Genomic DNA, 19,440 nt, shown 5'->3' with positions numbered 1-19,440 from the left:
GACCGTTCGTGTCACCCACCGTCGTATCGAGACGATCCTGACCCGCGTGCTGCTGTTCACCGGCAAGGGTGGCGTCGGCAAGACGTCGGTCGCCGCGGCGACCGCGGTCCACGCCGCAGCCGCCGGGGCACGTGTGCTGGTCACCTCCACCGACCCGGCGCACTCGCTGGCCGACGCCCTGGCGCAGCCGCTCGACGACCGCCCGCGGGCCGTGGACGTCCCCGGCGCTCCCGGTCGGCTCACCGGACTGCAGATCGACGCGCAGGCGCGGCTCGAGCATCACTGGAGCGACGTCCGCGACTACCTGGTGTCGCTGCTGGGGTGGGGCGGGATGGGCGCGGTCGCGGCCGAGGAGCTGATCCTGCTGCCGGGGATCGACGAACTGTTCGCGCTGATCGACCTCGAGCAGCAGGTCGCCAGCGGGGAGTACGACCTCGTCGTGGTGGACTGCGCACCGACCGCGGAGACGTTGCGGCTGCTGGCCCTGCCCGACGCGCTGGGCTGGTACGTCGAGCGCATCGCCGGACCGGGAAGGCGGATGGCCCGCGCGCTGGGCCCGCTGGTCCGTGGCGCCGGCCTGGGAGCGCTACCGATGCCCGACGAGCCGGTCTTCGCCGCCGTCGAGCGGATCCAGGACCAGCTCGCCCGCGTGCACACGCTGCTGCAGGACCCGGCCCGGGCCGCGATCCGCCTCGTGTGCACCCCCGAACGGCTCTCGGTCGCGGAGACGGAGCGCACGGCGACGTCCCTGTCGCTGTTCGGCTACGGCGTCGACGCGCTGGTGGTCAACCGCGTGCTGCCCGACGAGGTCACCGACCCATACCTGGCCCGTTGGAAGGACCGGCACGCCGCCCAGCTGGCCGAGTTGCGGACCTCGTTCGCGCCCACCCCGGTGTTGCGTGCCCCGCTGCTCGACGACGAGGTCATCGGTGTCGACGGGCTGCGCCGGCTCGCCGACGCCCTCTACGCCGACGCGGACGCGACGGGGTGGCGCGAACCGGTCCGACCCGTCACCGTCGAGCGCACGGCCGAGGGGCACCTGCTGCGGATCGCGCTGCCGTTCGCGACCCGTGGGGAACTCGACCTGCACCGGCGCGGCAGCGACCTGCACGTGCGCGTCGCCGGTGTCCGCCGGACGGTCGCCCTGCCGGGATCGCTGCGACGCGACCGGGTGGCCGGCGCCGCCCTCGCCGACGGCTGGCTCGAGGTCCGGTTCCGTCCGCAGGCGGCCGGTGTGGAGGTGGGCTCGTGAGTGCCGCGTCCGACCCCTGGTGGTCCTCGCCGCCGGGCACGGACGGGCTGGACGACGCCGATCCCGTCGATGCCCACCGCACCGCCCGCCGTGGCACCGGCCCGGTGGACGGCGCCGCTGGCGACGAGCGTGTCGGCCCGGACCCCCGTGCGGCGGGCGGGCAACCGGGTGATCACGACCCGGCTGCGGGCGCACGCCCCGGTGCCCCGGACGGCCACGATCCCGACGTCTGCGGGGTCTGTCCGTGGTGCGTGGGTCTGCGCCTGCTCGCCACCACACACCCCGAGGTGGTCGGGCACCTGACCGAGGCCGCCCGTCACCTCGCCGACGCCGTGCGCGCCCTCGCGGGCGACCTGCACCGCACGGAGCCCGGTCGATCACCGTACGACGCGACGACCGGCGACCCGGACGACGAACCGTTCGAGCACATCGACCTCGACTGACCTGCCCACCCCCGAAAGGCCCTCTCCGTGTCCGACCCCGTCGCCATCGGCATCGACATCGGTGGCACGAAGCTGGTCGCCGCCACCGTCGCGGCGGACGGTCGTGTCCTGGACCGTCAGCGCCGCGAGACGCCCGCGCACGACAGCGCCCTGTTGCTCGACACGCTGCGGACCTCGATCCGCCAGCTGTCCGGTGACCGGACCGATCTGCCGGTCGGCATCGGCATCGCCGGGCTCGTCAGCCCGGACGGCGTGATCCGCTACGGCCCGAACATCGGCGTGCGGGACGTGGCCATCGCCGAGGAGTTGGGCGAGGTCACCTCGGGGCCGGTCGCCGTCGTCAACGACGCGTCGGCCGCGACGCTCGGCGAGCAGCGCGCGGGGGCCGCCCGCGGTCACCGTGACGTCGTGATGTTCACGCTGGGCACCGGCGTCGGCGGTGGTGTGGTCGTCGACGGGAAGCTCCTGCTCGGCGCGCACGGGTTCGCGACCGAGATCGGGCACGTGATCGTCGAGGAAGGCGGCCGCCGTTGCCCCTGCGGCAACCGGGGCTGCATCGAGGCCTACGCCTCCGGGAGTTCGATCGGACGTATCGCCGCCGAACGGTTGGTGGCCAGCGACGGCGACAGCCCCCTGCGGGTCATCGAGGCGCCCACCGGCCGCGACGTCAGCCAGGCGGCGCTCGGTGGTGATGCGCTGGCCGTCCAGGTGCTGGTGGAGGCCGGGACCTGGTTGGGAGTGGCGGCGGCCAGCCTGGTGAACCTCCTCGACCCCGAGGTCGTGCTCCTCGGGGGCGGGGCCGCACTGGCCACGTCCCGCTGGATCGTGCCGGCCGCCAGCGAGGCACTCGAGGCCCGCATGATCGGCCGGGAGTGGCGCACGCCGCCCCCGATCGAGCTGGCGGCGCTCGGGGACGACGCCGGGATGGTCGGCGCCGCCCAACTGGCGGCCGACCGGGCCGGTGAGGTGACCGGACCGAGCAGCCTGGCGTGATCCGCGTCGTCGCCTACGACCTCGGCGTCGGACTCGACCTCGACGCCGCTGGACGCGTGCTCACCCAGGTCGAGCCGCGACTGGTGTGCCTGACGTCGGCGCCGGACCCGGTGCGACTGCGTCGACTGGCGACCAGCGCCGGTCTGGAGGTCGCCGCCCGCTGCGGACGCCACGACGCCGCCACCGCGGTCCTGGTGCACCCGGACGTGCGCGTGGACACGGCCGCGTCGGTGCCGCTCCGGGACGGGGCATCGACGGACGGCGCAGGCAGGGACGGGTCGGCCGGGGACGAGGCGGCCGCGGTCGTGTGCCGGGTCGGCGGGCTGCGTCTGTCGGTCACCGCGGCCCGGCTCCCGGGGCGTGCCGAGGACCGGAACGTGGGTGTCGCGGCACTGGAGGCCTTCCTCGACGGCGTCGACGCCGCCCGGATCGTCGCCGCATCCCTCGACGAGCCGGTCGGTTCCGGGGTGCTCGCGGTGCTGACCGAACGCTTCCAGGACGCACACCTGGTCGGCGGCACGGGTACCGGCGCCACCCGTCCCAGCACGGACCCGCGCACGCGGCAGGACCTCGTGCTCGTCGACCGTTCGCTCGACGTGCTCGGTGCGTTCGTCGCCACCGCGGTGCCGGCACCACTGGCCAGCTCCTGTCTGCCGGTCGTCGCCGATCTCGCCGGCCGGGACGACGACGCGACGCGCCTGCCCGTCGCACGGGCCGACGCCGCGCGCGACACCGGCGACGGACACCACCCGCCATCTGCGCCCCGACGGAGACCCGCGTGAGCAGTTTCCCCCGCCAACACGCCCGGACCCGACGCTTCACCCTCGGGGTGCCACGGGGGTTCCGGTTCGACCCGAGCGGCCGGCACCTGCTGTTCCTGCGCTCGCACGGTGGCGAGGACCCCGTGACGGCCCTGTGGGAACTCGATCTGTCCGAGGACGGTGGCACGCAGGAGCGGTGCCTGGTCGACCCGGTCACGCTCGGTGACGAGGACCCGGCCGAACTCCCGCCCGAGGAACGGGCCCGACGCGAGCGCGCCCGGGAGATGGCCGGCGGTATCACCTCGTTCGCGACCGACCGGGACGTCGAGCTGGTCGCGTTCGCGCTCGGCGGTCGACTGTTCACGTTCGACCGCGGCTCCGCGACGCTCGTCGAGCACCCGTCGGCCGGCGCCGTCTTCGATCCGCGTCCCTCTCCCGACGGTCGGCGGGTCGCCTACGTCAGCGGTGACGCCCTGCACCTGCTCGACCTGGTCGGCGGGCCGACGCAGCCGGGCGTCACCCGTCCACTGGTGGTCGACGACGGCATCGCCTGGGGACGCGCGGAGTTCGTGGCCGCCGAGGAGATGGGGCGCGGACGGGGCACCTGGTGGTCGCCCGACGGGGAACGTGTCGCCGTCTGCCGCGTCGACGAGTCGCCGGTCGCGACCTGGTGGATCGCCGACCCCGCGCATCCCGAACGCCGCCCCCAGCGGCTGGCGTACCCGGCGGCCGGGACCGACAACGCCGACGTCCGGCTGTCGCTGCTCGCCGTGGAGGGGGGTCGGCGTGTCGACGTGGTGTGGGACCGTGCGCGACTGCCCTACCTGGCACGGGTCGGCTGGGACGACCACGGTCTGCTGCTGCTCGTCCAGTCCCGCGACCAGCGGACCGCCCAGGTGCTGACCGCCGATCCCGACACGGGGACCACCACGCTCGTCCGCGAGCTCGTCGACGACGCGTGGGTCGAGTTGGTCGACGGCGCCCCGGCCTGGTCGGACGGTCGGCTCGTGACCGTCGAGGACCGGTCCGAGCACGGACCCGTCGGCTCCCGGGCGCTCGTCGTCGACGGCCGACCGGTCACCCCACCCGGACTCCAGGTCCGGGCGCTGGTCGCCGCCGACGCCGAGGTGGTGGTCTTCACCGCCTCGGACCGGGACCCGACCCAGGTGCACGTGTGGGCGTGGCAGGCGGCCGACGGGGAGCTCGTCCGGTGGAGTCCGGCCACCCCGGGCGTGCACGGGTGCGGGGCGGTCGCCGCCGGTCGGGCCGTCGTGACGAGCCGCGAGCTGACCTCCACGGCGCCGCGCGTGCGCGTCGTGGACGCCGGGGGAGCGGAGCTCGCGGAGGTCGACGTGCTCGCCGCACACCCCGACGTCCGGCCGCACGTTCGCCTGCTCGAACTCGGGCCGCGGCAGTTGCGCGCGGCGCTGCTGCTGCCCACCGACGCGGCCGCCGACGCGCGGCTCCCGGTGCTGCTCGATCCCTACGGCGGCCCACACGCCCAACGGGTGTTGCAGAGCGGTGCCGCCCACCTCACGTCCCAATGGCTGGCCGACCAGGGCTTCGCCGTGCTGGTCGTCGACGGGCGCGGGTCACCCGCACGCGGGCCACGCTGGGAGCGCGAGATCGCCGGTGACCTCGCGACCCCGGTGCTCGAGGACCAGATCGACGCGCTGTACGCCGCCGTCGAGCACGAGCCCCGGCTGGACCTCTCGCGCGTCGCCGTCCGCGGATGGTCGTTCGGGGGCTATCTGGCCGCGCTGGCGGTGCTGCGCCGTCCGGACGTCTTCGCGGCCGCGATCGCCGGCGCACCCGTGACCGACTGGCGTCGGTACGACACCCACTACACCGAGCGCTACCTCGGGCATCCGGCGACCTCCCCGGCCGCCTACGAGGTGTCGAGCCTGGTCGACGCCGACGGTCACCTGCTCGGTGCCGCGCCCTGGGACCAGCGGGTGCCCGAGCTCCTGCTCGTCCACGGACTGGCCGACGACAACGTCGTGGCCGCGCACACCCTGCAACTGTCGGCCGCGCTGCTCGCCGATGGGCGGCCGCACCGGTTCCTGCCCCTGTCGGGGGTCACGCACATGACCCCGCAGGAGGTCGTGGCCGAACAGTTGCTGCGGCTGCAGGTCGACTTCCTGCACCGAGCGTTGCGCCCGGCCTGACCGGCGACCGGGCCGCGGCGTCAGTCGTCCTGCTCGCGTTGGGTCTGCTTGCCCAGCAGCCAGACACCGGCGATGACGGCCCCCAGGATGATCGGGAAGGCCAGCTGGCGCACGAGGCCGGCGACGAGCAGCGCGACCAGCAACAGCACGATCACCGGACCCGCGCGCAACAGGCGCTCGCTGGTGAGCCGGGCGTCCGTGTCACGGTCCGGCTCGCGACGTGGTTGTGGCGACGGCCGTGCCGTGGAGCGACCGCGGCGACGTGCGCCCGGGCCACGGGGGCGGGCGGCCTGGGCGATGACGTCCATGTTCGCGGCCAGCACCTGATGGGCCTGGTCCGACTGCTCGTCGGGAACCGTGACGAGGATGCCCTCACGTGTGCGCTTGGCCTCGGGCTGCAACCCGTCGCGCTGCAGCACCTCGACCAGGACGGTGGCCTGCTCCGCCGGCCAGGCTCCGAGGTCGCTCGCCAACTCCAGCTCCTCGTCGTCGTGGTCGACCGGCGTCGGACACCGGCACCCGCACACTGGTGCGAAGGGAGGTGCGTCGGACGCTCGACGCCTCCCGGGGGCGACCGTAGGCTAGCGGGGTCGGGAGTGTCGCTGGTCGCCCGGGTGGCTCGCGCAGCGTCCGCCGGGACGGGCGGCCCCCGGCACCCCCATCGAGGAGAGCGCAGTGGCCGGGATGGCACAGGCACCGCTGATGTACCGCATGATCAAGCAGGGACTGCCACCGGTCGCCGACCGTTACCTGCGGTTGCACGTCGAGGGGCTCGAGCACGTGCCGACCACGACGCCGGCGATCCTGGCCAGCAACCACCTGTCCTTCGTGGACTCGCTGATGCTGCCGCTGCACGTCACCCGGCCGGTGTACTTCCTCGGCAAGGCCGACTACTGGGACTCGTGGCGGACCCGTTGGTTCTTCTCGAGCACGGGCGTGGTGCCCGTCCACCGGGGCGGCGGGGAGAAGGGGCAGGACAGCCTGCGCACGGGCGTCGACATCCTGCAGCGCGGCGACCTGCTGGGCATCTATCCCGAGGGCACACGCAGCCCCGACGGTCGGCTCTACCGCGGCAAGACCGGGCCGGTGCGCATGGCGCTGGAGGCCGGTGTGCCGATCGTGCCCTGCGCGGTCGTGGGGACCGACCGGGCCATGCCGACGGGGACCTACGTGCCCAGGCGCGAGCCGGTCACCGTTCGCTACGCCCCGCCCCTGGACCTGTCGCGCTATCGCGAGCAGCGCGACGACCCGTTCGTGCTGCGCTCGGCGACCGACGAGCTCATGTACGAGATCATGCTGCTCAGCGGCCAGGAGTACGTCGACGAGTACGCCTCGAAGGTGAAGTCCGGCGCGGTCGACCTGACGGTCGAGCCCGGCGCGTCCCCGACGCGCGCGGCGGAAGCCGACGTCGCGACCCGGGGGCCGGCGCACGACCCCGTCGAGCTGACGGGGGACGAGACGCTGTCGCTCCCCGAGACCACGGACGCGGACCGGCGCGGCTCGGGGCGGGCGATCGGCTGAACCGCTGCGCGTGGCCCGGTCCGCCCCTCAGTCGGCGCGTTCGAGGTCGAGGCTGACCGAGTTGATGCAGTAGCGCAGGCCGGTGGGCTGGTCAGGCGCGTCGTCGAAGACGTGGCCGAGGTGCCCGCCACAGGTGGCGCAGGTGACCTCGATGCGGCGCATGCCGTGGCTGCGGTCCTCGTGCTCCTCCACGGCCGACGCGTCGAGGGGCTCGTAGAAGCTCGGCCAGCCACAGTGGGCATCGAACTTGGTGGTCGAGGCGAACAGCGCCGTACCGCACCCGGCGCAGCGGTAGGTGCCCTCGCCGTGCTCGTCCCAGTAGGCCCCGGTGAAGGGACGTTCGGTGCCCTGTCGGCGCAGGACCTGGTACTGCGCCGGACTCAGGCGTTCCCGCCACTCGGCGTCGGTGAGTTGCCGTTGTTCCGCCATGCCACCTCGTCGTTCGGGCTGACGGCTCAGGGTAGGGCGACGGTGTCGGCCAGCAGTTGCTCGACCCGACCGTCGGTCACCGAGACCCGGTGTCCGAGCAGCAGCACGCGCGCGTACTGGGTGGCGAGTTGGTGCGGGCGGCGGGTGCCGAGCAGCCGTGCCCGGCCGTCGAGCAGTGCCTGCAGCGCGGCGCCGGTCCGACCCTCGGGCTCGTCCGTGGTCCGGACGGCGGCGCCGAGTCGCCAGGGGCCCTCGGCGCTCGCGCCGGGAACGGATTCGATCGGGTACAGGACGCCCGACAGCCGGCACCGTCCTCGGTGCGCGTCGGCACGCAGCACGACCAGGACCCGTTGACGCAGGTCACCGGTCCGGCAGACGGGGACGACGGGGTCGTCGAGCGACCAGGCCCGTCCGACCACGGCGAGCGTGAGCCGGTCGGCGCCCAGGGGCAGGAACAACGCCAGCAGTTCGAGCAGTGGCGGGACGACGTCGGCGGCGTGCGGTCGCAGCTCGGCGAGGCCGAGGCCGTCCCCACCGGCGTGGGCGGTGAGTCGGGGGCGGGGCAGCGACCCGGCCGTGAGGTCCCTCCGGGCCAGGTCGAGCAGCACGGCGGTGGCCGAGGACCACGGCACGGGCGGGAGGGCGGCGAGCAACGGGCGGCTCCGGCGACGACGGCAGGTGGCCACCGTGCCAGCTCGGCGGGGAACCGTCGTCGTGCGGTGGCGAGCCGGCTGTGGACGACGGGTGTCGGGCACCGCTGGCGGACCGGCCGGGTCCCGCGCGCCCGGTGGACGTCGGGTCCGGAGCGGCGCGGGAGGAGGTTGCTAGCGTGAGGGTGCCGTCGACGGGCCGTGTGCGCCGTCGCGGCGTCGAACGTGGACGACGCGCCCGTGCGGGCGAGCGAGGACGACGTGGCACTGCGGTCTCGGTTCCCGGGCTACGTCGACGCGGTGACGACACCGATCGGTCGTGGTCTCGCCAGGACGGGGGTCACCCCGAACTGGTTGACGACGTTCGGTCTGGTGCTGACCGCCGTGGCGACGTGGTTCGTGGCCAACGGCGAGCCGATGGTCGGCGGATGGGTGCTGGTCGCCGGTGGGTTGATGGACACCTTCGACGGTGCCGTCGCCCGGGCCACCGGTCGTTCCACGCCCTTCGGCGGCTTCTACGACTCGGTCAGCGACCGCATCTCCGACGGTCTGATCCTCGCGGGCGTGGCCTGGTGGGTCCGCGACGAGCCACGCGTCTTCGTGCTCGCCGTGGTCGCCCTGGTCGCCGCCGAGGTCACCAGCTATGTCCGGGCGAAGGCCGAGTCGATCGACCTCACCTGCGACATCGGCATCCTCGAGCGCGCCGAGCGGGCGATCGCGCTGATCCTCGCGCTGCTGCTGCATCCGCTGCTCCTGGAGCCGGTGATGTGGCTGCTCGCCGTCGGCGGCACGGTGACGGTCGTCCAGCGCATCCATCACGTGTGGTGCCAGATCGACCGCGACATCCCGGAGGAACTGCTGGAGCTCGCCGTCGCCGACCGCGCCTGGAGCCGCGCCTTCCTGCGGGCGGCCCGCCGCTTCTACGGCGAGTACAACTTCGACCCGGCGGTCGACTCCGCCCAGCGCGCGGCCCAGGTCACCGACGAGCTGCCGCGTCCGGAGCCCGACGGGGGCGGCGGACCGGACCGTCTGCAGCAGGCCCGCAGTGCGCCCTCGCGGCGCGGCGAGGTCGGCGGTGGCGACGAGGCCGGGACGTGAGACGGTCGGCGACGCTCGCCGACCTGCCACCCGCTCCGCCCGAGACGCTGCGGCAGCGGGCCGCCTACTGGCAGTACCGCTCGGTCTGGGACGCCGCGGCCACCCTGCCCGGGCCGCTCGCGCGACGTCTGCCCGCCCAGCTCGGTCCGCTCTGGTTCCGGGGCGCGTCCGAGCGGCAGCGCGACCAGGTCCGTCGCAACCTCGCCCGCGTCGTTCCCGGGGCCTCGCCGTCGGAGCTGACCGAGCTCGTCAGGCAGGCCTACGTGTCCTACGCCCGCTACTGGCTCGACAGCTTCCGGCTCCACCGGATGGACGGCGGGCAGGTCGTCGCGGCCTCGACGTCCGAGGGGTTGCACCACGTCGACGCCTTTCGGGACAGCGGGCGTGGTGGGATCTTCGCCACCGGCCACCTCGGCTCGTGGGACGTGGGGGCGTTGTTCACCAGCCAACGGCGGTGGGGCATGGTCGTGGTCGCCGAACTGGTCGAACCCCGCCGCCTGTTCGAGCGCTTCGTCCGACTGCGCGAGCAGGCCGGCATCGGCGTGATCCCGCTCGTGCGCGGCGGTGACATGCTCGACCAGCTCGAGCGTCGCGTCCGCGACGACGGGGCGCTGGCGACGTTGCTCGCCGACCGCGACCTCACCCGCAAGGGCCCGATCGTCGCGTTCTTCGACGAGCCGTGCCGCCTGCCTCCGGGGACCGCGGCACTGGCCCGACGCACCGGTCGGCCGGTGTCGGCCGGCGCCTTCTTCACGCGCGGGGACGACGGCTTCCACGGCTACGTCCGCGCGCCGATCGCGGTGGCCGACCTCGACGTGTACGCCGGAACGCAGGCGGTGGCCGCCGAGCTCGAGCACCTCGTGCGCTTCGCGCCCGAGCAGTGGCACGTGTTCGTCCCGAACTGGCTGGCCGACCGTGAGCCGGACCACCCGGTCGTCACGGCGTGGCGGGCGGGGGAGGACTGGCGCGCACTGGCACGAGCGGACTGGCAGCAGCGGCGTGGCCGCCAGGGTGGTGCGCGGTGAGCGGACCGGACGTCACGGGTCCATCGTCGTCACCGCCGCTGCGGATCGCCCTGGTGTCGCCCTACGACCTGCAGGTACCCGGTGGCGTGCAGTCCCACGTGGCCCAACTCGCGGCGGCGCTGCGCGCCGGGGGCGACACGGTGCACGTGCTGGGGCCTGGCAGCGACCAGGCGCCGTCGCTCGGACGCGCCCTGCGGGTGCCGTTCAACGGCTCGGTCGCCCCGATCGTGCCCTCGCCACGCAGCCTCGGCCGACTGCGCGCCCAGCTCGTCGACGCGCGACCCGACGTGGTGCACGTGCACGAGCCGGTCGTGCCGTGGGCGGGGACGGCCGCGGTGCGGGCCGCGGTGGCGCCGGTGGTCGGCACCTTCCACGCCTGGTCCGACCGCACGCGTGCGTACCGGTCGGTGCGGCCCCATGCGCGTCGAGTCCTGGACCGGCTCGCCGCGGCGGTGGCCGTCAGCGATGCCGCCGCGGGCTACCACGCCGAGGCGTTGGGCGTCCCCGTCGGTCGGTTCCGGGTCGTCCCCAACGGCGTGGACGTGGCCCGCTTCGCCGACGCCGAACCGCTGCCCCAGGTCGTCGACCCGGAGCGGCCGACGCTGCTGTTCGTCGGGCGCCTCGAGCCCCGCAAGGGACTCGAACCCCTGATCCGCGCGTTCACGCTGCTCAAGACCCGACGGCCCGAACTGCGCCTCCACGTCGTCGGTGACGGGCCCGAGCGCGACCGCTGTCAACAGCTGCTGCCGGCCCGCCTGCGTGCCGACGTCGTCTTCCTCGGACGCGTGTCCGCCGAGGAACTGCCCCGGTTCTTCGCCTCGTGCGACCTCTACGTCTCGCCGGCGCTGGGCGGGGAGTCGTTCGGGATCGTGCTGCTCGAGGCGATGGCGGCCGGTCGGCCGCTGGTGGCCTCCGACCTGCCGGGCTACCGCAGTGTCGCGCGGGACGGCGTCCAGGGGCGGCTCGTGACGCCGGGTGCGCCTCGCGAGCTCGCCGAGGCCATCGCCGCCCTGCTCGACAACCCGAACCTGCGGGCGGCGATGGGGGCCGAGGGACGCCGAACGGTCGCCGCCTACGACTGGCCGGTCGTGGCCTCCCGGCTGCGCGCCATCTACAGCGCGGTCCAGTCGCGCTGACGAGGGACCCGCACGGGTGACGGGACGCGTCGGACCGGTCTCCCTGTCGCTCGTGGGCAGGCAGTACGCTGCTGGTCACTTCCTCCACCTCGCGAGAACGCCCATGACCGACACGAACCAGGCCCGGCAGACCACCGCCACGACCCGCGTGAAGCGCGGCCTCGCGGACATGCTCAAGGGCGGCGTCATCATGGACGTCGTGACGCCGGAGCAGGCACGCATCGCCGAGGAGGCCGGGGCGGTCGCCGTCATGGCGCTCGAGCGCGTACCCGCCGACATCCGCCGCGACGGCGGCGTGGCCCGCATGTCCGACCCCGACATGATCGACGGCATCGTCGAGGCCGTCTCGATCCCGGTGATGGCCAAGGCCCGCATCGGCCACTTCGTCGAGGCCCAGGTCCTGCAGTCGCTGGGCGTGGACTACGTCGACGAGTCGGAGGTGCTGACCCCGGCCGACGAGGCCAACCACATCGACAAGTGGGCGTTCGACGTCCCGTTCGTGTGCGGTGCGACCAACCTCGGCGAGGCCCTGCGTCGGATCGCCGAGGGCGCGGCGATGATCCGCTCCAAGGGCGAGGCCGGCACCGGCAACGTCGTCGAGGCCGTCCGGCACATGCGCTCCATCACCGGCGCGGTGCGCCGGCTGGCGACCATGGACGAGACCGAGCTGTACGCGGCCGCCAAGGAGCACCGCGCACCGGTGGAGCTGGTGCGGGAGGTCGCCGACACCGGCCGCCTGCCCGTCGTGCTGTTCACCGCCGGCGGCATCGCGACGCCGGCGGACGCCGCGCTGATGATGCAGCTCGGCGCGGACGGCGTGTTCGTCGGCTCCGGCATCTTCAAGTCGGGCAACCCCGAGCAGCGCGCCCGCGCGATCGTGGAGGCCACCACCCACTTCGAGGACGCCGGCGTGGTCGCCAAGGTGTCGCGCAACCTCGGAGAGGCGATGGTCGGCATCGAGATCCAGTCGCTGCCCGAGGGGCAGAAGTACGCCGACCGCGGCTGGTGAGCGTCGCCGGCGACCTTCCGAGGGGGCGATCGCGCGGGGCGTGGGTGCCCGGTGACCGGCTCGTGCACCGCGAGCCGGCCCCCGACGTGCCCGCGGACGCGCCGAGGATCGGGGTGCTCGCGCTCCAGGGCGACGTGCTCGAGCACCTGCGGGCGCTGCGGCGCTGCGGCGCCGAGGCCGTCGAGGTCCGCACGGCCGAGCAGTTGGCCGCGGTCGACGGGTTGGTCCTGCCGGGCGGTGAGTCGACCACCATCGGCAAGCTCCTGGAGCGCTTCGGCCTGATGCCCCTCCTCCGGGAACGCATCGTCGACGGGCTCCCCGTCTTCGGTACCTGCGCCGGGATGATCCTGTTGTCGGACGAACTCGACCAGGACCGGGCGCAGCCGTTGGTGGGCGGCCTGGCCGTGCGCACCCGCCGCAACGCCTACGGTCGGCAGGTCGACTCGTTCGACACCGCGCTCGAGGTGACCGGCGTCGAGGGCGGACCGCTCGACGTGTCCTTCATCCGCGCACCGCGCGTCGAGGCGGTGCTCGGGACCGACGTCGAGGTCCTCGCCGAGGTCGACGGCCACGCGGTCGTCGTCCGGCAGGGCCGGCTGCTCGCCGCCGCGTTCCACCCGGAGGTCACCGGCGACGACCGCCTGCACGCCGCGTTCGTCGACACGGTACGCCAGGTCCGTCGCGCCCCGTGAGGGATCCCTTCGTCCCGGCCGCCGTCCTGGTCGCGATCGGGCTCGGGACCCTCGCCCTGGCGGCGGCGCTCGGTCTGCTGCGCAAGCCCGCCGCGACCGGCTCGCCGGCGCCGCCGGCCGCGGCCCCGCTGGTCCCCTGGCTCGGGACCGTGCTGGCCGTGGTGCTGGCCGTGCGTGGCTCGCTGCTGGTCGCCGGCATCGTGCTGCTCGCGACGCTGGTCTACACCGTGCGCGTCCGGTGGCGGCTGCAGCGCCCACCCCGCCCGCGGCGCTGAGCCGCCGTGCTGGCCGTCCTCGTCCTGCTGGTCGTCGGCATCGTCCTGGGCAACCTGCGTTGGCTTCCGGCGTCCGTGGGACCCGCGCTCGACCTCGTGCTCGTCCGGGTCTCGCTCCCGGGCCTGATCCTCGCGGTGGTCCCACGGATCCCGGTGGACGCGTCGTTGCTGCTGCCGGCCGTCGTCGCCTGGGCGGTGCTGCTCGGTTCGGTCGCGGCGGTCTGGGTCGGGTCACGACTGGCACGCCTCGACCGCCGCACCACCGGCACGTTGCTGGTCGTCGTGCCGCTGAGCAACACCGGCTTCCTCGGGTTCCCGGCCGTCGAGGCGCTGTTGGGACCCGAGTTCCTGCCGCCGGCCATCGTCTACGACCAAGTCGGCTCCTTCCTCGCACTCGCGACGCTGACCTCGGTGGTCGCGGCCCGGTACGGGCGCGGCGAGCCCCCCGGCCCGCGCACCATGGCGCGTCGGGTGGCGACGTTCCCACCGCTCGTGTTCCTGGTGATCGGGCTGGCGCTCGCGATGGCAGGGACGGCCCTGCCCGCACCGTTGCAGGAGGTCGCCGACATCGTGGGCGCGACGGTGACGCCACTGGCGATGCTCGCGGTCGGTCTGCGGCTCCGCCTGGCGGGAGGCGGCTGGCGTCCGGGGATGCTGGCGGCCGGCCTCGGTTGGTCGATGCTGCTCGCGCCCGCCCTCGTGTACGTCCTGGCCCGGGCGGTCGGCATGGACGCGGTCTGGCAGGTGTCGGTGCTCGAGACGGCGATGCCGCCGATGGTGATGGGCGGGGTCATCGCCGCCGCGGCCGGTCTCGACGACCGGCTCGCGGCCCAACTCGTCGCGATCGGGGCCGTCGCCTCGATGGCCACGCTGCCGGCCTGGGCGCTGCTGCTGACGTGAGCACGTGCTCGGACGGCGGCGGTGACCGGCGTCCTGTTCGCTACGCTCGCCGGTCGAGTTCACCGTCCCAGCAGTAGCGCGAGCGCGCGCGGAGGCACGCATGGCCGGCCACAGCAAGTGGGCCAACATCAAGCACCGCAAGGCGGCGCAGGACAAGAAGCGTGGCAAGACGTTCGCCAAGCTGATCCGCGCCATCGAGTCCGCCGCCCGCGAGGCCAGTACCGCCGATCCCGAGCAGTCGGCCTCGTTGGCGCTGGCCGTGCAGAAGGCCAAGGACGCCGACGTCCCTAAGGACACGATCGAGCGGGCGTGCAAGCGCGGGTCGGGGGAGGACGCCGGGGCGGCCGCCTACGAGATCGCCCAGTACGAGGGCTATGCGCCGGGTGGCGTGGCCGTGCTGGTCGACTGCCTGACCGACAACCGCAACCGGACGGCCTCCGACGTGCGCAGCGCCTTCAACAAGGCGGGCGGCAACCTCGCCGAGCCCGGTTCGGTGTCGTTCCTGTTCTCGCGTCGGGGTCAGGTCGTGGTCGAGGCGAACGGACACGGCGAGGACGACCTCATGCTGGTCGGGCTCGACGCGGGACTCGAGGACCTCGACCACAGCGGGGAGCAGTACACCGCCTGGTGCGACCCGACCGACGTCGCCGGCCTGCGCAAGGCGTTCGAGGACGGCGGGTTCGGCATCGTCGAGGCCGGATCGACCATGGTGCCGGCCTCGACCGTCCCGATCGCCGACGCGAGCGAGGCGAAGAAGGTGTTGCGCCTGCTCGACACGCTCGACGACAACGACGACGTGCAGGACGTCTACGCGAACTTCGACATCCCCGAGGAGCTGATCGAGTCGCTCGAGGAGTGACCCTCCTGCGCGGCCGGTCGGGCCGGCGCTGCTAGGCTCGGGCGAACGCCTGTTCGAGGAGGTGGCGTGGCGGTCGAAGCGACGCCGGGACCGGCACGGGCGACGACGGTGCTCGGGATCGACCCCGGACTCACGCGCTGCGGGTTGGGCGTGGTGTGCGGTCCCGACCGTCGACCGCGGGTGGTCGCCGCCACCTGCGTGCGCACCGAGCCCGACCAGCCGCTCGAGCAGCGGCTGTTGGTCGTGCAGGACGCCATCGAGGCCGTCATCGCCGAGCACCGCCCGGACGCCGTCGCGGTCGAGCGGGTGCTGTTCTCCGCCAACGTGCGCTCGGCGATGGCGACCGGGCAGGCGGCCGGGGTGGCCCTGGTGGCGGCGGCGCGGGCGGGCCTCGCGGTGACGCCCTACAGCCCCAACGAGGTCAAGCAGACCGTCGCGGGGACCGGGGCGGCGGACAAGGCCGCGGTCGGGCGGCTGGTGGCCGCCCAGCTCGGGCTGGACGAGGTGCCCCGACCGGCCGACGTGGCCGACGCGTTGGCGGTCGCCCTCACCCACCTGGCGCGTTCGCGTCTGGCCGCCCGCGTGGTCGGCACCGCGTCCGCGTCCGTGCTCGCCGACGCCCACCGGGCCGCCGACGTGGCGGCGCGCGGCGGTTGGGAGGCGGTGCTCGGCGACCGGCTCCCACCGTCCTCGGCGCGACGCACCCCGACCCGCTCCGCCCGTCCGTCCCCGAAAGGTCGCTGAATGATCGCGTCGTTGCGCGGTCGCGTCGCCCACCGGGACACGACCACCGTCGTCGTCGACGTGGCCGGCGTCGGCTATCTCGTGCACGTCCCGTCGTCGGCCAGCATCCCGGCCCGGGGCGAGGAGGTGGTCCTGCACACCTCGCTGCAGGTCCGCGAGGAGTCGATGACGCTCTACGGGTTTCCCGAACGCGGGATGCTCCAATGGTTCGAGCTGCTGCTGACCTCGTCGGGGGTCGGACCCAAGCTCGCGCTGGCGGCCCTGGGCACGCATCGCCCCGACGTGCTGCGCACGGCCATCGGTGGAGCCGACCTGCCGACGCTCACGGCGATCCCCGGGGTGGGCAAGAAGGTCGCCGAGCGGCTCGTGCTCGAGCTCAAGGACAAGGTCGGTGGACCTGGTGGGGGCGAGCTTCCCGTGGCCTCCACCGGGGGCACGGCCGACCCCGGGGTCCTCGGCGAGGCGCGCGACGCCCTGCTGGCACTGGGCTACTCGTCCGGCGAGGTCCAGCAGGCCCTGACGGCCGTCACCGGCGAGGGCGGGCCCGACGCCGACGCTCCGGTCGGTGAGCTGTTGCGCGCCTGCCTGCGCCACCTCGGCACGGCGGCGTTCGACGGTGCGCGCCCGTGAGCGCCGGGGAACCGGGCAACCCGCTGCTCGACGGTGGGGCGCACGTCGACGAGGAAGGGCTTGAGGCCAGTCTGCGACCGACGCGGCTCGACGACTTCATCGGGCAGGACCGCGTCCGACGCCAGTTGCAGCTGGTGCTGACCGGTGCCCGGCGTCGCGGCCAGCCGGCGGACCACGTGCTGCTCTCCGGCGCACCCGGCCTGGGCAAGACCACGCTGGCGGCGATCGTCGCGGCCGAGGTCGGGGCGCACTTCCGCGCCACGTCGGGGCCGGCCATCGAACGGCCCGGTGACCTCGCGGCGATCCTGACCGGGCTCGAGGGCGGCGACGTGCTGTTCGTCGACGAGATCCACCGGCTGCCGCGGACCGTGGAGGAGGTCCTGTACTCCGCGATGGAGGACTTCCAGCTCGACATCGTGGTGGGCAAGGGACCCGGGGCACGATCGATCCGTCTGGACCTGCCGCGCTTCACCCTGGTGGGGGCCACCACCCGCACAGGGCTGATCTCGTCGCCACTGCGGGACCGGTTCGGCTTCGCGGCGCACCTCGAGCACTACGAGACCGAGGAGCTGCTCGCCATCGTCCGCCGCTCGGCGGGTCTGCTCACCGTCGACGTCGACGACGAGGGTGCGGCGGAGATCGCCAGCCGATCGCGGGGCACGCCCCGCATCGCCAACCGCCTGCTACGGCGCGTGCGGGACTACGCCGAGGTGGAGGCCTCCGGCCGCATCGACCTCGACGTCGCCCGCGCCGCCCTCGAGGTCTTCGACGTCGACGAACTGGGGCTCGACCGGCTCGACCGCCGGGTCCTCGAGGCCGTCGTCGACGCCTTCGGTGGGGGGCCGGTCGGCCTCAACACCCTCGCCACGTCCGTGGCCGAGGAGTCCGACACGCTCGAGGACGCCGTCGAGCCGTTCCTGCTGCGCTGCGGCCTGCTCCAACGCACGCCGAGGGGACGGGTGGCGACCGCCGGCGCCTACGCGCACCTGGGACGTCCGCTGCCGCCGCCGGGCCGCGCCCTGCCTCACCTTACGCCGGGTGCCGTGCCGTTGTTCGACGACACCGAGGGTGACGCTCCCGACGCCGGGTAGCGTGCCCGCGCCTCGGGCGGCACGGCCGCGTCGAGGTGCCCCGACGACCGCGAGGAGCGACGTGCAGCTCGAGATCGGTGTCGACGCGCTGCTGCTGGTCGGCTCCGGGCTGCTGCTGCTCGCCGGCCTGGCCTCGGCCGTGCTCGACAAGGCCGGCGCGCGGTTCCGTGTCCCCGGTGCACTGCTGTTCCTGGGCCTCGGGATGCTGGCCGGCAACGACGGGCTCGGCCTGGTCCTGCTCGACGATCCGCAGCTGGTGCAGAACGTCGGCACGGTGGCACTGCTGTTCATCCTGTTCGAGGGTGGGCTCACCACCAAGCCGACCGACCTGCGGCTCGCCGCCCTGCCCGGCGCGTTGCTCGCGACCATCGGCGTGGCGGTCACGGCCGGCATCACCGGACTCGGCATCTGGCTGGTGCTCGACCTCGATCCCGTGACCTCGCTGCTGCTCGGGGCCGTGGTCGCCTCGACCGACGCCGCCGCCGTGTTCTCGATGATGCGCACCACACCGCTGCCGCGGCGCATCTCGGCGTTGCTGCGCATCGAGTCGGGCGCCAACGACCCCATCGCGGTCATGCTCACGGTCGGCCTGCTCGCGACCCTCGCGGGCGACGAGGTCACGGCAGGGGACTGGGCCGTGTTCGCCCTCGTGCAGTTGCTGGGCGGCGCGCTGGTCGGGCTGGCCGTCGGCGGGATCGGGGTCGCGACGCTGCGGCGCCTGGACCTCGGCGTCGAGGGCATGTACCCCGTCGTTGCCGGGGCGTTGGGGGCGCTCGCGTACAGTTCGGCGGCGTGGGCGGGTGCCTCCGGGTTCGTGGCGGTGTACTTCGCCGGCCTGCTGGTCGGCGCCCTGGTCCCACGCCATCGACGCTCGATCCGCGGGGTGCACGAGGCGTTGGCCAACGCCGCCGAGATCGGGCTGTTCCTGCTGCTCGGCCTGCTGGTGACCCCCTCCGAGTTGCCACCGGTCGCGCTGCCGGGGTTGCTGGTCGCCCTGCTCCTCGCGGTGGTCGCCCGCCCGGTGGCGGTGTGGCTGTGCACGCTCGGGCAACGCTTCTCGTGGCGGGAGCGGGCCCTGGTGTCGTGGGGCGGGCTGCGCGGCGCGGTCCCGATCGTGCTCGCCACGTTCCCGGCGACCGCCGCGGCCGACGATGCCGGCGCGATCTTCAACGTGGTGTTCTTCGTCGTGCTCGTCTCCGTGCTGGTGCAGGGGACCACGCTGCGGCCGCTGGTGCGCGGGTTGCGCCTGCAGGTCGACCGTCCCGCGTGGGCGCCCGTCGCCGAGGCGCTGCCCATCGAGGGGCTCGACGTCGACCTCGTCGAGGTCTTCGTGACCGAGGACCTCGCCCTGCACGGCCGTCGCCTGCACGAGGTCCCGCCGCCCGACCGCGCGCTGGTCGCGGCCATCGTGCGCGGGCACCGGGTGCTCATCCCGCGCGGGGACACCCGCCTGGCCACGGGGGACGTGCTGCTGCTCACCACCCACCGCCAGGGGGACGTGCTGACGCGGATGACCGCCTGGGCGCGCGGTGAGGTTCCGACCACGGGCGGGTCCACCGCCCTGGGGCACACCGGGGACCCCGTCACGGCCGACGACGACCCCGCAGCGCCCGGGGCTGCCGGCCCCGCGACGGCGCATCCTGGCACCGACGACGACGAGCGATAGGCTGGCCGTCCGTACGCCCGCCGTTCGATCGCGGGCGGCTCTCGTCGCGCAGCGACACGCCGATCCGGCGTCCCGCGCGACGCCCTCTCGACATCTGG

At 74.2% G+C, this 19,440-nt stretch carries 21 protein-coding genes; 18 read left to right on the top strand and 3 right to left on the bottom strand.

Going from position 1 to position 19,440, the window contains the following annotated elements:
* Positions 1-46 precede the first annotated feature (46 nt).
* Genes ELR47_RS11105 through ELR47_RS11085 form a run of 5 tightly spaced genes read left to right on the top strand, consistent with a single transcriptional unit; the run spans position 47 to position 5,617 of the window.
* Positions 47-1,252 carry an ArsA family ATPase gene (locus ELR47_RS11105; RefSeq protein ID WP_205745206.1) on the top strand — a complete coding sequence of 402 codons (1,206 nt, stop codon included), beginning with the start codon at positions 47-49 and terminating at the stop codon, positions 1,250-1,252.
* Positions 1,249-1,695 carry a hypothetical protein gene (locus tag ELR47_RS18370; RefSeq protein ID WP_165404014.1) on the top strand — a complete coding sequence of 149 codons (447 nt, stop codon included), beginning with the start codon at positions 1,249-1,251 and terminating at the stop codon, positions 1,693-1,695. The genes ELR47_RS11105 and ELR47_RS18370 overlap by 4 nt, the downstream gene beginning before the upstream one ends.
* A gap of 27 nt (positions 1,696-1,722) precedes the next feature.
* Positions 1,723-2,688: an ROK family protein gene (locus tag ELR47_RS11095; protein WP_130649952.1), complete on the top strand. Its 966-nt coding sequence runs from the start codon at positions 1,723-1,725 to the stop codon at positions 2,686-2,688.
* Positions 2,685-3,470 carry a hypothetical protein gene (locus ELR47_RS11090; RefSeq protein ID WP_130649951.1) on the top strand — a complete coding sequence of 262 codons (786 nt, stop codon included), beginning with the start codon at positions 2,685-2,687 and terminating at the stop codon, positions 3,468-3,470. The genes ELR47_RS11095 and ELR47_RS11090 overlap by 4 nt, the downstream gene beginning before the upstream one ends.
* The gene (locus tag ELR47_RS11085; RefSeq protein ID WP_130649950.1) at positions 3,467-5,617 is read left to right on the top strand and encodes a prolyl oligopeptidase family serine peptidase; all 2,151 of its coding nucleotides are present in this window, start codon (positions 3,467-3,469) and stop codon (positions 5,615-5,617) included. The genes ELR47_RS11090 and ELR47_RS11085 overlap by 4 nt, the downstream gene beginning before the upstream one ends.
* 20 nt (positions 5,618-5,637) lie before the next feature.
* On the opposite strand, the gene ELR47_RS11080 is transcribed toward ELR47_RS11085, so the two are convergent.
* Entirely contained in the window at positions 5,638-6,090 is a 453-nt protein-coding gene (locus ELR47_RS11080; protein WP_130649949.1) for a hypothetical protein, read from the bottom strand.
* Positions 6,091-6,301: 211 nt separating this feature from the next.
* Here ELR47_RS11080 and ELR47_RS11075 point away from each other — a divergent pair, with 211 nt between their 5' ends.
* Positions 6,302-7,138, top strand: a complete 837-nt coding sequence (locus tag ELR47_RS11075; RefSeq protein ID WP_130651345.1) for a lysophospholipid acyltransferase family protein — start codon at positions 6,302-6,304, stop codon at positions 7,136-7,138.
* Between the two features lie 27 nt (positions 7,139-7,165).
* Here the strand turns inward: ELR47_RS11075 and msrB are convergent, their stop codons facing one another.
* Positions 7,166-7,567 carry a peptide-methionine (R)-S-oxide reductase MsrB gene (msrB, locus tag ELR47_RS11070; RefSeq protein WP_130649948.1) on the bottom strand — a complete coding sequence of 134 codons (402 nt, stop codon included), beginning with the start codon at positions 7,565-7,567 and terminating at the stop codon, positions 7,166-7,168.
* Between the two features lie 26 nt (positions 7,568-7,593).
* Positions 7,594-8,220 carry a hypothetical protein gene (locus tag ELR47_RS11065; RefSeq protein WP_130649947.1) on the bottom strand — a complete coding sequence of 209 codons (627 nt, stop codon included), beginning with the start codon at positions 8,218-8,220 and terminating at the stop codon, positions 7,594-7,596.
* A 258-nt stretch (positions 8,221-8,478) separates the two neighbouring features.
* Here ELR47_RS11065 and ELR47_RS11060 point away from each other — a divergent pair, with 258 nt between their 5' ends.
* From ELR47_RS11060 to ELR47_RS11005, 12 genes are all read left to right on the top strand, one after another.
* A complete protein-coding gene (locus ELR47_RS11060; protein WP_165404013.1) occupies positions 8,479-9,315 on the top strand; it encodes a CDP-alcohol phosphatidyltransferase family protein in 837 nt (278 codons plus the stop codon).
* Complete coding sequence (locus ELR47_RS18365; RefSeq protein ID WP_165404012.1) at positions 9,312-10,340, top strand: phosphatidylinositol mannoside acyltransferase; 1,029 nt, start codon at positions 9,312-9,314, stop codon at positions 10,338-10,340. Before ELR47_RS11060 ends, ELR47_RS18365 begins: the two co-directional genes overlap by 4 nt.
* Positions 10,337-11,476: a glycosyltransferase family 4 protein gene (locus tag ELR47_RS11050; protein WP_165404011.1), complete on the top strand. Its 1,140-nt coding sequence runs from the start codon at positions 10,337-10,339 to the stop codon at positions 11,474-11,476. The genes ELR47_RS18365 and ELR47_RS11050 overlap by 4 nt, the downstream gene beginning before the upstream one ends.
* Before the next feature lie 103 nt (positions 11,477-11,579).
* A complete protein-coding gene (pdxS, locus tag ELR47_RS11045) occupies positions 11,580-12,485 on the top strand; it encodes a pyridoxal 5'-phosphate synthase lyase subunit PdxS (protein WP_130649944.1) in 906 nt (301 codons plus the stop codon).
* Positions 12,486-12,571: 86 nt separating this feature from the next.
* Positions 12,572-13,177 (top strand): pyridoxal 5'-phosphate synthase glutaminase subunit PdxT, encoded by a 606-nt coding sequence (pdxT, locus tag ELR47_RS11040; protein ID WP_130651343.1) that lies wholly within the window; start codon positions 12,572-12,574, stop codon positions 13,175-13,177.
* Complete coding sequence (locus tag ELR47_RS11035) at positions 13,174-13,452, top strand: hypothetical protein (protein WP_130649943.1); 279 nt, start codon at positions 13,174-13,176, stop codon at positions 13,450-13,452. Before pdxT ends, ELR47_RS11035 begins: the two co-directional genes overlap by 4 nt.
* A 6-nt stretch (positions 13,453-13,458) precedes the next feature.
* Positions 13,459-14,352 (top strand): AEC family transporter, encoded by an 894-nt coding sequence (locus ELR47_RS11030; RefSeq protein ID WP_130649942.1) that lies wholly within the window; start codon positions 13,459-13,461, stop codon positions 14,350-14,352.
* Between the two features lie 100 nt (positions 14,353-14,452).
* On the top strand, positions 14,453-15,211 hold the full coding sequence (locus tag ELR47_RS11025; protein WP_130649941.1) for a YebC/PmpR family DNA-binding transcriptional regulator: 759 nt from the start codon (positions 14,453-14,455) through the stop codon (positions 15,209-15,211).
* A gap of 66 nt (positions 15,212-15,277) precedes the next feature.
* Positions 15,278-15,955, top strand: coding sequence for a crossover junction endodeoxyribonuclease RuvC (gene ruvC, locus ELR47_RS11020; protein ID WP_205745204.1), 678 nt, complete (start codon positions 15,278-15,280; stop codon positions 15,953-15,955).
* Positions 15,956-16,585, top strand: a complete 630-nt coding sequence (gene ruvA / locus ELR47_RS11015) for a Holliday junction branch migration protein RuvA (protein ID WP_130649940.1) — start codon at positions 15,956-15,958, stop codon at positions 16,583-16,585.
* On the top strand, positions 16,582-17,676 hold the full coding sequence (gene ruvB, locus ELR47_RS11010; protein WP_130649939.1) for a Holliday junction branch migration DNA helicase RuvB: 1,095 nt from the start codon (positions 16,582-16,584) through the stop codon (positions 17,674-17,676). Before ruvA ends, ruvB begins: the two co-directional genes overlap by 4 nt.
* A 61-nt stretch (positions 17,677-17,737) precedes the next feature.
* Entirely contained in the window at positions 17,738-19,342 is a 1,605-nt protein-coding gene (locus ELR47_RS11005; protein WP_130649938.1) for a potassium/proton antiporter, read from the top strand.
* The last annotated feature ends 98 nt before the right edge of the window (positions 19,343-19,440 follow it).

Source organism: Egicoccus halophilus (genome assembly GCF_004300825.1).
Classification (GTDB): domain Bacteria; phylum Actinomycetota; class Nitriliruptoria; order Nitriliruptorales; family Nitriliruptoraceae; genus Egicoccus; species Egicoccus halophilus.
The sequence above is the reverse complement of the archived record's forward strand: the minus strand, read 5'-3'. Positions and strand labels throughout refer to the sequence as shown.